Here is a 13,932-nt window from a genome sequence, read left to right as displayed (position 1 = left end):
CCGCGGCCTGCGCGGGCAGCGCCGTCGCGCAGACCAGCGGGCCGTTCGCGCCGACGTGGCGATCGCTCGCGAGCCGCTACCGCGTGCCCGACTGGTTTCGCGACGCCAAGTTCGGGATCTGGACCCATTGGGGCCCGCAGTGCCAGCCCGAATGGGGCGACTGGTACGCGCGGTTGATGTACGTGCGCGGGCGCCAGCCGTGGTTCCCGGCGGAGACGGCGTACGAGCATCATCTCGAGCATTATGGCCATCCGAGCCGCACCGGGTTCATCGACATCATCGGCCAGTGGAAGGCGGAAAGCTGGCAGCCCGAATATCTGCTCAAGCGCTATCAAGCCGCCGGCGCGCGCTACCTGATGGCAATGGGCTGCCACCACGACAACCTCGACCTGTTCGCGAGCCGCCACCACGCGTGGAACAGCACTCGCGTCGGACCGAAGCGGGACATCCTCGGGACGTGGGCGCCGCTGGTGCGCGACGCGGGGTTGAAATTCGGCGTCTCCAACCATTCGGGACATGCGTGGCACTGGTACCAGGTTGCGTACGGCTATGACGCGCAAGGCCCGATGCGCGCGCGGCGGTACGATGCCTATTGGCTGAGGAAGCGCCACGGGAGGGGCAAGTTCTGGGACGGGCTCGATCCGCAGGAGCTTTACACAGGGCCCTATTACGTGCCGCCCGACGGGATCGTGTCGGACGAGGTCATGTTCGACTGGCACGATAAGCGCGACGGGCAATGGCTCGAAGGGGTGCCCACGGGCAACGTTGCGTTCGTCGGGAAATGGCTCGCCCGGCAGAAGCAGATGGTCGAGGATTACCGGCCCGACATCGTCTATCTCGATCACCAGCAAGTGCCGTTCGGCGAGTACGGGCTCGAGGCGGTCGCGCATTATTACAACCAGGCGACGCGGTGGCACGGGACGCCGGACGTGGTGATCACGGCGGGACAGGCGGGCCCGTTCGAGCGGCGCGCTTTGGTATCGAATGTCGAACGCGGCACGCTCGATGCGATCCAGCAGGAGCCGTGGCAGACGGCGACCTGCATCGGCAACTGGCATTATTCGCGGCGCATTTACGAGGAGGGCAGCTACAAGAGCGCCAGGCAGGTGGTGCAGATGCTCGCCGACGTGGTGTCGAAGAACGGCAATTTGCTTATCAGCATTCCGATCCGCGGCGATGGAACGATCGACGACAAGGAAGAGGCGATACTCGACGAAATCGCGGCCTGGACCCGGCGCAATGGCGAGGCGATTTTCGGCACCCGGCCGTGGCGCATCTTCGGAGAAGGGCCGACGAAGCCGCCGCCCGCAGGAGCGTTCGGCGAGGACAAGGCCAAGCCGCTGACGAGCGAGGACATGCGCTTCACGGCTAGAGGCGGCGCGGTCTATGCGATCTTCATGGAATGGCCCGAACGCGAAAGCGCGATTGCCTCGCTCGGCGTGCGTAACTTGCCCGGTGCTGTGATCGAAGGGGTGGAGCTGCTCGGCGGGCCTCCGCTCCAGTTCCAGCGCGATGCCGATGCTTTGCGCGTCACCCTGCCGCGGGATGATGGCTTCACGCCGGCCATTCGCATCGTCGGCCGCGGCTTAGTATGACGAACCGATGCGCAAAATCGCACTGCTGCTTGTTCTCGCGGCTATGACCACCGCCGCTCGTGCCGAGCACCGCCCTCGCGCCCGCGAAGCGGGGATTTCGTTCGGCATTCTCCCCACCGGCCCGCTCAACGCGATTACGGACGTTGGCGGCGTGCGCGTCGGGCAAGTGACGATCGTCGAGGGCGCGAGCATCCGTACCGGCGTCACCGCGATCCTCCCGCACGGCGGCAATCTCTACCAGGACAAGGTTCCCGCCGGCTTCTCAGTCGGCAATGCCTACGGCAAGTTCATGGGCTCGACGCAGATCGAGGAGCTCGGCGAGATCGAGACTCCGATCGTGCTCACCAATACGCTGAACGTGCCGGAAGCCGCTGCGGGCGTCATCGAGTGGACTCTGAAGCAGTACGGCAACGAGGAAGTGCGCTCGGTAAATGCGGTCGTCGGCGAAACCAACGACGGCACGCTCAACGACATCCGCGCCCGTCGGGTCAGGCCCGCCGATGCGATTGCGGCCATCGAGCAGGCGCGCGAAGGGCCGGTGCAGGAAGGCGCCGTCGGCGCGGGAACGGGAACGATCGCATTTGGCTGGAAAGGCGGGATCGGAACCAGCTCACGCAGGCTTCCGGCGAGCCTCGGCGGATGGACGGTCGGAGTGCTCGTGCAGACAAATTACGGCGGCGTGCTTCAGGTCGCGGGCGTGCCGGTCGGGCAGGCGCTCGGGAAATATTTCCTCAAGGATGAGCTCTCGACCGCGAGCGGCGACGGATCGTGCATCGTGGTGGTGGCGACGGATGCGCCGCTCAGTGACCGCAACCTCGAGCGGCTGGCCCATCGCGGCCTGCTGGGCATCGCACGCACCGGCTCGCCGATGACCAACGGCTCGGGCGAATATGCGATCGCTTTCTCGACCAACGCGGATGTGCGCCGGACGCCGGAGCGGCGGGGGCAGCCGAGCGCGATCATCGACCTTCCCAACGAGCAGATGTCGCCGCTGTTCGAAGCCGCGATCGAGGCGGCGGAAGAGGCGGCGATCAACTCGCTATTCGCGGCCACGCCGATGGACGGCAACGGCCGTCACATCGAAGCGCTGCCGGTCGATGCGGTGGTGAAGCTCTACAAGCGCGCGCGGCGCTAATCAGCGCATCGTGACCGTGAGCGGCGCGCCTGTATAGGTGACGCCGGCATCAGGCTTGGCATCGAACGACAGCGTGCGTGGGCTTCCCGGCCTCATCCAGCGAATGTTGATTTCGCGCTTGGTCGCCATGCCGTTGTAGCCGCTGCCCGCGCGCCCGCCGATGGTCAGCGTGTTCGTCCGCTCATCCCACTTCAGCGGGATGCGCGAATATTGGCCGTGGAGATATTGGCGGCTGGTGCCGTCGTCCTCGTAGAGCGAGAAGCTGCCGTCGGCGCCGGTGTAGACGTTGAGGGTGACCGGGGCGCCCTTGGCTTCGCCGGTATGCTGGATGGCGGGGCCGGTCGGGACGATCGAGCCTGCGCGGACGAACAAGGGCATGCGCTCATACGGCGCGGCGGCGGTTATTGTCTGCCCGCCCTTCGTGCTGCGGCCGGTGTAGAAGTCGTACCAGGTTCCCGCCGGCAGATAGACCGTGCGCGACCGTGCCTTGTATTCGGTCACCGGTGCGACGAGGAACGCGGGGCCGAACAGATATTCGTCGTCGATGTCCCAGGTCTTCTTGTCACTTGGGAAATCCATCACCAGCGCGCGCATGATCGTGCCGTCGTCGAAGTAGCTGTTGGCGCCGAGCGTGTAGATGTACGGCATCAGCCGGTAGCGAAGCCGGTCGTACCAGACCATCGATTCGTACGTCGGCGAGCCGGTCGGCGATAGCTCGTAAATCTCGCGCTTGATGTTCTCGCCATGGCTGCGGAAGATCGGCGAGAAGGCACCGAACTGGAACCAGCGCGTGTTGAGCTCGCGCCATTCGGCGAGATCCGCCGCGGTCGGTTTCTGGAATCGCGGCTCCATCGTGTAGCCGCCGATGTCGTGGCTCCAGTTCGGTCCGCCCGACAGCGAAAAATTGAGGCCTGCCGAAATCTGCTCGCGCAAATTGTCCCAGCGCGACGCAACGTCGCCGGACCAGACCGCGGCGCTGTCGCGCTGGATTCCGCCGAAGGCCGAACGGGTGAGGATGAAGGGGCGCACATCGGGCTTGTCGACGAGCTGGTGGTCGTGGACTCCATCGACGTGCACGATCGGAAATGAGTTGAAGTAGGGCTCCGCTGGGCCGATCGCGGTCGGGCCCATCCGGTACGCGGTTTCCGCAGGCGAGATGTTCGAGTGGAAATCGGGCTCGTCGGAATCGAGCCACCAAGCGTCGAACCCCTTGCTCTCGATCCCCTCGCGCACCTGCTTCCAGTAGAGGTCGCGTGCGGCCGGATTGTAAGCGTCGTAAAAGGCGTTGAAATAGCCGGGCCCGACCCAGTCGAGGTACATCCACTTGATGTAATTCGAGTCCTTGGGCTCGTCCGGACGCGGGTTCGACATGCGCTCGTAAATGCCACCGATCCCGTTCAAGGCATCATAGTTGGGCAAGCCCTTGTAGTATTTGGCCCAGACCGAGATCATCACGTGCGCGCCGCTGTCGTGGATCTCGTCGACCATCGCCTTGGGATCGGGGAAGCGCGCCGGGTCGAAGCACTGGCAGCCCCACTGGTCCATCGGCCAGTAGAGCCAGTCCTGCACGATATTGTCGAGCGGCAGCTTGCGCTTGCGATATTCGCGAAGGACTCCGAGCAGCTGGTCCTGCGTCTCGTAGCGCTGCCGGCTCTGCCAGAAGCCGTACGCCCATTTGGGCAGGATCGGCGCCTTGCCGGTGAGGTGGCGATAGCCGGCGATCACCTCGTCCATACTGCTGCCGGGGATGAAATAATAATCGACCGCCCGGCCGAAATCGGACGTGAGGGTCAGCGAATGGCGGTCGGGCTCGGGGCGCGGGTCGTTGTGCAGAAGCGCGATGTAGCCCGAGTCCGGCTCCCACTCGACACGCAATTTGTGCGGCGTTCCCGCGGCAAGCGCGACGTCGAAATTATGGTACCAGGGGTTCCAGTTCTGCCGCCAGCGGTCTAGCACTTCGTTGCCGTCGACGAAGACCTTGAAATAGCTCGAGCCGTAGAGCCGGAAGCGGTGCAGGCCGCCGTTGCGCGGAGTCACCGTGCCTTCCCAGGTTACGTGGAGGCCGTCGACCGTGCTTTGCATGTCGGGCTTGCGCGTGCCTGCGGGCCAGCGATTCACGTCTTCGAGATATTGCAGCTGGATCGTCGGCTCCTGCCGCGTCGCGATCGTCTTGCCCTTGACCGAATAGGTCGCGGTCCAGCCGCTGCCGCCATTGACCCGCAACCGGTCGTCGGGCGCGCCGGCGTAGGTGTAGGGCTCGGGATCGCCGAAGCGCGTGATCGAGTTGTTGTCCCACAGCAGGCCGTAATTGCGCGTCGACACGACGAACGGAATCGCGACGTCCATGTTGTGCTGCATCAGCTCGACGTCTTCGCCGTTGTAGTTCATCTGGCCGAACTGGTGCTGGCCAAGCCCGTAGAAGCCCTCGTCGGTCCCGCGGTTGAACTGCTGCGAGATCGAGAGCCAAGGCGTGCCTTCGGCGGTCACGGGCTTGAACGTCGGCGGGCCGCTTTGTTCGAGCACCGGCTTGCCGGCTGCATCGCGGAAGCGGACCTTGCCGGTCGCGAGGTCGACATCGGCGAAGGCGCTGCCGGTGCCGAGCGTGACGGAGCCCGGCCCTTCGCTAACGGTAAAACCGCCAGCGATCGGTGTGGCGCGCACCATCAGGCTCGCCGGAAGCTTCACGTCCGGCGACGGCGCTTCGGTGACACGAATGACTCCCTCGCCGTACGATTGCAGCTGCACGACCGGTCCGGCGGTTGGGGTGACGAGGATGCCGGTCTCGGTGCGGCGGTAGCTTTGCGCAAGCGCGGCCGAGCTCACTGCCGCCATGATGCACGCGAACACTGCTTTTCTCATCGGTACGTCCCCATCCGAACCTTGAGCAGCACCGGCCGCGTCAGGTTCAGTCCGTAGTCGGTCTGGTCGCCATTCCAGCGGCGCTTCATCGCCCAGCGGCCGTTCTCGAACGTGCCCTCCTCGACGTCGAGGAACTGGACGTTCTCGCCGGCTGCGGGCTTGATGAGACCGAAGCGGATGCGGACGTCCGATCCTGCAAGCAGGAATTCGTCCGGGCCGAGCTGGATTACCGCGGCCCCGCCGACCGGCTTGTCCTTGTTCGGGTGCGGCGGCATGTCGATCCAGGTCCAGTCGCGCTCGCCGAACTCCCACATCCCGTACATCGCCGTGACCTTCCAGCGGCCGAGCGCCGCGGACTGGTCGGAGCCGTCCTTGGGCTTTGCAAAGCCGATCGCCGGATGCTCGAACGCCAGGCGCGCCCAGTCGCGCGCGATCGGCGCGAGCAGCGCATATTTCGACGCGAACGCCTCGAGCGTCTCGGCGTCGAGCTGCTTCGCGCCGAGCGGGAAGTTGGAATAGCCGGTCGCGTCCATCCCGAACGGCGCCCAGCCGATCGCGCCCTTGCCGAGCGCGAGCCACAGGAAGCGGGAATATTCGGGGGCGTTGCCGTTCTCGGGGACGAGGAGCGCGTTGTCCGACCTCGCATAATGGTCGAGCTGGGCGCGATAGACCTTCTCGTCGCGGTCGTAGATGTCGGGCGCGACCAGCGCGAGGTGCGGCGCGGCGGCCTTCCAGATGTCGATCACGTTCCAGTTCGGCCCGCCGCTCGCGCCGTACTGCGCGCCTTCTTCCTTGAACGGATCGCTGAGCGACGCATTTGCGTACATCGGCAGGTTCAGCTCGGCCTGACCCGCAGCAGCGACCTGGTCGACATAGCGCGCGGTGTGCCAGGCGTTGAACGCCTGGTCCGCCTTCCAGCCGTAGGCTTGCGCCCAGGTTCCGCTCTTGCCGAGCTCGCGAGGGACGGGCTCAGCGAACAAGCGGTTGGACTCGGGCGAGAAATCGCGCGGCGACTGATAGCTTCCAGTCTCGTTTTCGACCTGCACCATCACCACCGTGTGTTGCGGATCGACCTCGCGAATGTGGCGCATCAGCGCGCCGAAGGCGCGGCTGTCAGCGGCGAGAGTCGAGCGCGCCATGGGGGACAAGACGTAGTGAGTCTTGCCGGCCTTGGTGACCATGCGCGGGAAGCGCCTGGTGTCGCTCTTCACCCATTCGGGCGCGTAGCTCGGGGAAGTGTTCTTGGACGCTCCGAACCATAGCAAGACGAGCCGCACATCATGCTGCCTCGCCTGCGGAAGCAGCGCGTCGATGAAAGAAAAGTCGAATCTGCCTTCCGTCGGCTCGATCTGCTCCCAGGCGACGGGAATCTCGACGGTGTTGGCGTGGAGCGGATCGACGACCTGCCAGACGTCAGCAAGCATCGCCGGATAATTGCTGCTGTTGTTGACCTGCGCGCCGAGCATCAGAAACGGCTTGCCATCGACGAGCAAGGCGTGCCTGCCGCCGGATTCGACGACGCGCGGGAGCGGCGCTGTCTGCGCGTAAGCGGCTGCGCCGGCAACCGTCAGCAAGGCCCCGATCAGCAGCGCGCGCAAGCCGGTCATGATTCTCCCCTCGCGTCCGGCATTGCCGTTTGGTAGCGCTAACGCAAGACCCGAAGGGGAGCTTGGGAGGGGGCATGTCTCGCATCGTGAACTTGATGGTCTCGGCAGCGGTCGCGGCGACTCTCACCGCGGCGCCGGCGCTCGCGGAGACCACGCAGGAAGTCGTGAACAAGGCGCCGAACGGACTCGCGCTCACGCCGCCGATGGGGTGGAACAGCTGGAACAAGTTCGCGTGCGACGTGAACGAGCAGACCGTCCGCGATACGGCCGACGCGATGGTCAGCTCGGGGATGCGCGACGCCGGGTACCAATATGTCGTGATCGACGATTGCTGGCACGGGCCGCGCGACGCCAACGGCTTCATCACCGCGGATGCCAAGAAATTCCCGTCGGGTATCAAGGTGCTTGCCGACTACGTCCATTCGCGCGGGCTCAAGTTCGGAATCTATTCGGACGCGGGCCGGCTGACCTGCGGCGGGCGCCCCGGCAGCCAGGGGCACGAATATCAGGACGCGCTGACCTACGCACGCTGGGGCGTCGACTATCTGAAGTACGACTGGTGCAGCACCGGCGATCGCAACGCGCAGGAGGCCTATGCGCTGATGGCCGACGCGCTCCGCCAGAGCGGACGCGAAATTGTGTTTTCGATGTGCGAATGGGGTACCGCCAGGCCGTGGCTATGGGCGCAGAACGTCGGCAATCTGTGGCGCACGACCGGTGACATTTTCGACAGTTTCTCGGCCAAGGACCCCAAGCGCGACTGGGCTCACCCGATGACCGCGATCGTCGATATGAACGAGCCGCTGTGGCCCTACGCCGGGCCGGGGCACTGGAACGACGCCGACATGCTCGAAGTCGGCAACGGGGGGATGTCACCGGCCGAATATCGCGCGCATTTCTCGCTGTGGGCGATGATGGCGTCGCCGCTGATGGCCGGGAACGACATCGCGCACATGGACGAGAGCACGCGCTCGATTCTACTCAACAAGGACGTAATCGCGATCGACCAGGACAAGCTCGGCGTTCAGGGCCGCCGGGTGTGGAAGGACGGCGACCGTGAAGTGTGGGTTAAGCCGCTTTCAGGCGGCGGACGCGCGGTGCTGCTGTTCAACCGCGGCGACGCGTCCGCATCGATCCGCGCGAGTGCCGACGAACTCGGCTGGCCTGCAAGCGTCCGCGCGAATGTGCGCGACCTGTGGGCGCACAGGGATGTCGGCAGGTGGACCGGCTCGATCGAAGCGACAATTGAGCCGCACGGAGTCGCGATGTTCCGGATCGCGTCCTAGGCCCTATCCGCGTTCGCCCTTCGCGGACTGCGCAGGCGCCGCCTTCGAGGCACTTGCGTAATCGCGGATCACCGCCTGCGTGGACGCGTCGACGTCGAAAACGCTGTACCAGCCTTGCGGTTCGTGCGGCGGGTCGCCGACATAGCGGGTGTCGCCGCGCACGAAACGATGGTCGGCATGCTGCGCGCGCCCTTCGCCGCCCCAGCCCCAAAAGTTGCTGCCCTGGAGCGGCCCGCCCGAGCGGACGCTGTCGAGAACGGCCGCATAGATGAGCTGGTAGAAGCGGTCCTTGTAGGTCGTCGGCGTGCCCGGATCGAAGCTCCCGCCGTCGCGCGGGAACCCGAATTCCTCGATCACCAGCGGCTTGTTCAGCCGCCGCGCGATGGCGAGCTGCTGGCCGATATAGTCGCGCGTGTTGCGCTCGACCGTCGGCCAGGTGCCGGCGAGATCGTTCGGGTCCGCCCAACTCCAGTTCTGCGGCCAGATGTGCGCGGTGACATAATCAACCGACGGCGAGCTGTGCGCGTCGACGACGCACTGGGCATCGTTGATGCAGCCCTGCGTCCCCTCGCTTCCGGTCGACACCATGTGGTGGGGGTCGAGCGACTTGATGAGGCGCGCGGTGGCGCCGATCCACGCGAGGTAGGCAGCCATGTGCCGGCGTCCCGCCTCCTCGCTGCCGCCGGGCCGAGGCTCGTTGGCGAGCTGCCACGACATGATCGCGGGGTCGTCGCGATAGAGCCTTCCGGTCACGGTGTTGCGGCGGCCGACGACGGCGCGAACATAATCGTCGAACATCTTCACCGCGGCGGCCTGGCCGTAGAAATCGGAAGCCATGTCGGGGAACTCGGGCCACGGGTGCCCCGGGTCGTTCATGTCGATGTAGCGGCCGCCGTTGGTCCAGTAGAGATAGGTCATCATCCCTCCCGACCACTCCCAGAAATTGGTCAGGTAGATGACGGCAGTCATGCCGCGCTGGCCCATTTCGGCGAGGGCGTGATCCAGGCCGCGAAGCAGCGCCTCGTTGAACTTCGGTGTGCGGTCGCGGAACGTCGGGCGAACCGAATTCCTGAGCGGCGAGAGTTCGCTGCTGCCGAGGATCCGGATGTTGTTGACGTCGAGCGCCGCAAGCCGGTCGAGTTCACGCTTCAGGCGGTCGCGGTCGCCGACCGGTGCATCGGCGCCGAGATAAGCCGCGTACCACATGTTCGTGCCGGCGACCCGGTACGGCGCGCCCTCATGGGCGAACCGCATCGCTTCCGCCCGGACGAACGCCGGCCGGCGCGGCCCGCCGATCGCTGCAGACGAGGCGAGCAATGCCGAAGTGCCGACGAGCAGGCCCCGTCGCGTGATCCTTGCGGTCATCTGTCTCTCCCTGTTTGCGCACGCTATTTCAAGCGGCGGCGGCGGCGGCGCAAGATAGCGCTAACAGATCGTGCGAACGTCGGCTCCCCAACATGCACGCGGCCACCTGTTGCCGCTGCGCAACGACGGGCGCCCAATTTCGTCGCGCCTCATGGACGGATTGACTGACGCCACAGATTGCATACGAATGCATGCTGCTCACGAGAGTGGGTTGGGGAGAGTTGCGACAACCACGGTCTCGCGCCGCGAAAGCATAAAAATATGCACCGCGGCGCTTGTTAGTAGGTCCTTTTGGTAGCGCTACCACTTCCTCCGACTCGGGGGCCCCGGAAACGGGATCGAGGGGAGAAAAGTATGTTCGGATGCTCGGCTCGGACTGCGCGCCTATTGCGTTGTGGTGCATCGACACTGGTTCTCGGCGCAGCGATGCTTCAGGCCGGGCCAGCGCTGGCCCAGACGGAACAGCAGCAGGAGCAACAGCAGCAGCAGGAGGACCAGGCCACTCCGCTGAGCCAGAGCACCAACACCGACAAGACGACTCCGCCGAGCGCCCCCGAAAAGAACGCGATCATCGTCACCGGTCAGCGGCGCGCATTGCGCACGTCGCAGCAGATCAAGAGGAACGCCGACACCGTCGTCGACTCGATCACTGCGACCGACATAGGCGCATTCCCGGACAAGTCGGTCGCCGAAGCGCTGCAGCGCATCCCCGGCATTACCGTCAACCGCTTCGCTGCCACCAGCGACACGGCGCACTTCTCGGCCGAGCCGTCGGGCGTCATCATCCGCGGCCTTCCCCAGGTCCGCTCCGAATTCAACGGCCGTGACACGTTCAGCGCGAACAGCAGTCGCGGGTTGAGCTGGACCGACATCACGCCCGAGCTCCTCGGCGGCGTGGACGTCTACAAGAACCAGACCGCCGACATGATCGAGGGCGGCATCGCCGGATCCGTCGACCTTCGCACGCGCGTTCCGTTCGACGCGCGCGGCCAGCTGATCCAGGTCGGCGCGCGCGCCAATTACGGCGATCTCGACAAGAAATGGACGCCCGATGTCAATGGCTTCTACAGCAACCGTTGGCAGACCGAGGGCGGCGAATTCGGGATCATGGCCAACGTGGCCTATTCGCACGTCAAGACGCGCTCGCAAGGCATCCAGTATGGCCGTACCGCAATCGTCGAGAATGGCGCTCCGGACTGGCCCGAGCTGACTTTCTTCCCGGCGTCGATCAACTTCCTCAACAACGAATATGACCGCAAGCGCTACGGCATCGCGGCTGCCGGTCAGTGGAAGAGCAACAGCGGCAAGGTGCTCGCCACGGCGCAATATTTGCGCTCGCTTTACAAGAACAACTGGCGCGAGCGCTCGTTCGGCGACTGGGGGCTCGGCCCCGACCTTTACGGATTCAACGTCCGCACCCGGATCGAGGGGCCGCTCAACGGGCCCGGCAATCTCAGTGGGCGCGTTCCCGTGCCGGCTCCGGGGTCGCCCGACTTCACGTTCGACTCGAACGGCAATTTCCAGAGCGGCACCGTCAGTCGCGATGCAAGCAACGGCCAGTTCTGGTGGGGCAACCCGCCGGGCACCACCGGCTTCGGCGCCAATGACCAGGGCGGCCCGATGTTCCCGGCCTGCTACAGCTGGGGGTCGGCGCCGGAGTGCACGTTCTACGCGCCGGGTCACCCGAGCTATGCGCCGGAAGTCGGCACCGGAAGCCGCATCAACCAGAACCGCAACATGACGCAGGACGCTGCGCTCAACCTCAAGTGGGACCCGACGAACGACCTGCACTTCAACTTCGATGGGCAGTACGTGAAGTCGAAGGTCGACAATTACGATATCTCGATTGAGATGCATTCCTTCGCCGACGTGGCGTTTGACGCGACCGGCGACTTGCCGCGCATCGAGCACCTCCCGCCGACCAACGTCAATCAGTCGGCGGGCGGCCTGGAGAACCCCAACAATTGGTATCTGCGTTCGGTCATGGATCACCTTGAAGACAGCAAGGGCCACGAGCTCGCGCTGCGCGGTGACGGCCAGTACGACTTCCATACGGAATGGCTCAGCAGCCTCAAGTTCGGCGCGCGATATTCGGACCGCAAGCAGCTAGTCCAGTGGAGCACCTACAACTGGCAGAACGTCGCCAATACCTGGACTGATTGCGGCGCAACGCATCCCTATTGGAACATCGACAGCCCCGCGGGTGGCACCTGCCCCGCCACCGGGGAAACATTCAAGGGCTATCCTGCCGGCTTCTATGAGATGGACAATTTCGGCACGTCGTTCTTCGGCGGCCATCTCGGCAAGTTCCCGTTCGTACCCTTCGACTTCCTCAACGATCACAAGGCCGACCTGTTCAGCCAGGAGCTGACTGGTGTTGGTACCTTCATTCCGATCTGTCAGCGGGACGGACAACTCGGAGCAACCCCCGTGGAGTTGCCGAACAGCTGCTTCTCGCCGGATGAGATCGCCGACGTCAACGAGAAGACGCAGGCCGCCTACGCAATGATCAAGTTCGGTGGTCCGGATGCCTTGCTCGGAACGATCAAGGTTAGCGGGAATATCGGATTGCGCTACGTCGGCACGCGCGATGAGAGTGCTGGTTTCGTCCGATACGCGACCATTCCGGGCCTCAATCAAACTCTGTGCCCGAGAGTGCCGGTTGTTACTGGTGGGTTGCAGGGCTCGGCGCCCATTCCGGGAGATCCGGATTTCGAAGCGCCGCCGACCGGCGGTGCTTTCTATCCCTCCTTTTGCTATCTCGGCGCTGAGGACCTTGCCTTTGCAAGCGGTGGCGGAACGTCGGTCAACGCGAAGAACAAGTTCCATCACTTCCTGCCGAGCTTCAACATCCGCTTGGATTTCTCTCCGAAGTGGTTGCTGCGTTTTGCGGCATCCAAGGCGATCTCGCGGCCCGACATGGGGCTGCTCAAAAACTTCACGGCGATCGGCCTCGGCTTGCCGAACGGAAGCGATCTGAGCGATTCACGATGGGTCCTGGGCACCAACGGGCAACCGATCGGCGTCAATCCGTTCTACACGGCCAACGCCTACAATCCCTATTTGAGGCCTTCGGAAGCGTGGCAGTTCGACCTCTCGCTAGAAAACTATTTCGGGAATGTCGGGCAGTTCAGCGTCGCCGCCTTCTACAAGAATTTCACCAACTACATTCAATACGGCACCTTCGACGAGCAATTCGCCAATGGCGGCACGACGCGGACGGTACAGGTTACCGGGCCGGCGAATGGCAAGGGCGCGAAGATCAAAGGCTTCGAAGTCGATTATCAGCGCTTCTTCGACTTCCTGCCGGGCGCCTTCAGCGGTCTCGGCGTGCAGGCGAACTTCACCTATGTGAAGAACAGCGGCGTTCCAAACTCGGGACTGACTCCAGTGGGAAGCACTGGAGGCAATCAGACCAACCCGGGCAACGCCGGTACGGCATTACAGCCCGGCTCGCTCGAGGGCCTGTCCAAGTACACGTACAATCTCGTGGGCATGTACGACAAAGGCAAAGTGTCGGCGCGCGTCGCCTACAACTGGCGGTCCAAGTATCTCGTGACGGTCGTTGACTGCTGCGTCTATCTGCCGGTTTGGCAGAAGGCGTCCGGATTCCTCGATGCATCCGTCCGGTACCGTCTGAACGATGCGATCGAGTTCAGCCTAGAGGGCAGCAACCTCCTGAACACCAAGACCGTGCTGCAGCAGCAGCTCACCGATGTCGACAGCCTCGAGGGCAAAAACATTTTGACGCCAAACGGCTGGTTCCAGAACGATCGGCGGTTCATCGTCGGCGTCCGCTGGAAGATGGCTTCCGGCGAGGGGCCGACGCCACCGGCGTTCGTTGCGCCGCCTCCGCCGCCGCCTCCACCGGTGGCTCCGCCGGCGACACAGACGTGCGCAGATGGATCGGTAGTGCTTGCGACGGATGCGTGCCCGGTCCCGCCGCCGCCTCCGCCCGCCGCGATGCCGGAGCGCGGATTCTAGCGCCGACGATCGCGGCGGGTCGGGCAACCGGCCTCTGCGATGGTCAAGTCAAAGGGGGCGTCGCTCGATTGAAGCGACGCCCCATTTTCTTGTGCTCAAAA

Annotated in this window: 7 protein-coding genes; 4 read left to right on the top strand and 3 right to left on the bottom strand. The window is 64.6% G+C overall.

Translation table 11 applies throughout. The features are described 5' to 3' along the window. Together GH737_RS01825 and GH737_RS01820 are read left to right on the top strand one after the other, a co-directional pair. Positions 1–1,595 (top strand): alpha-L-fucosidase (locus GH737_RS01825; protein ID WP_155263155.1); only part of this gene is annotated, 1,595 nt, incomplete at its 5' end. A gap of 7 nt (positions 1,596–1,602) precedes the next feature. Further along, the gene (locus tag GH737_RS01820) at positions 1,603–2,730 is read left to right on the top strand and encodes a DmpA family aminopeptidase (protein WP_155263154.1); all 1,128 of its coding nucleotides are present in this window, start codon (positions 1,603–1,605) and stop codon (positions 2,728–2,730) included. Here the strand turns inward: GH737_RS01820 and GH737_RS01815 are convergent, their stop codons facing one another. Beyond that, a complete protein-coding gene (locus GH737_RS01815; protein WP_155263153.1) occupies positions 2,731–5,589 on the bottom strand; it encodes a glycoside hydrolase family 31 protein in 2,859 nt (952 codons plus the stop codon). Beyond that, a complete protein-coding gene (locus tag GH737_RS01810) occupies positions 5,586–7,196 on the bottom strand; it encodes a DUF5597 domain-containing protein (RefSeq protein ID WP_155263152.1) in 1,611 nt (536 codons plus the stop codon). Before GH737_RS01810 ends, GH737_RS01815 begins: the two co-directional genes overlap by 4 nt. 74 nt (positions 7,197–7,270) lie before the next feature. Here GH737_RS01810 and GH737_RS01805 point away from each other — a divergent pair, with 74 nt between their 5' ends. Beyond that, a complete protein-coding gene (locus tag GH737_RS01805) occupies positions 7,271–8,482 on the top strand; it encodes an alpha-galactosidase (RefSeq protein WP_230558572.1) in 1,212 nt (403 codons plus the stop codon). Between the two features lie 3 nt (positions 8,483–8,485). On the opposite strand, the gene GH737_RS01800 is transcribed toward GH737_RS01805, so the two are convergent. Further along, on the bottom strand, positions 8,486–9,847 hold the full coding sequence (locus GH737_RS01800; protein WP_155263151.1) for a glycoside hydrolase 5 family protein: 1,362 nt from the start codon (positions 9,845–9,847) through the stop codon (positions 8,486–8,488). 426 nt (positions 9,848–10,273) lie between these two features. Between GH737_RS01800 and GH737_RS01795 the strand changes: the two genes are divergently transcribed. Continuing rightward, the gene (locus GH737_RS01795) at positions 10,274–13,831 is read left to right on the top strand and encodes a TonB-dependent receptor (RefSeq protein ID WP_196232921.1); all 3,558 of its coding nucleotides are present in this window, start codon (positions 10,274–10,276) and stop codon (positions 13,829–13,831) included. The last annotated feature ends 101 nt before the right edge of the window (positions 13,832–13,932 follow it).

The organism is Sphingomonas segetis (genome assembly GCF_009720245.1).
GTDB classification, from domain to species: Bacteria; Pseudomonadota; Alphaproteobacteria; order Sphingomonadales; family Sphingomonadaceae; genus Sphingomicrobium; species Sphingomicrobium segetis.
Note: the sequence above shows the minus strand (reverse complement) of the source record. Positions and strands in the feature narration are given on the sequence as shown.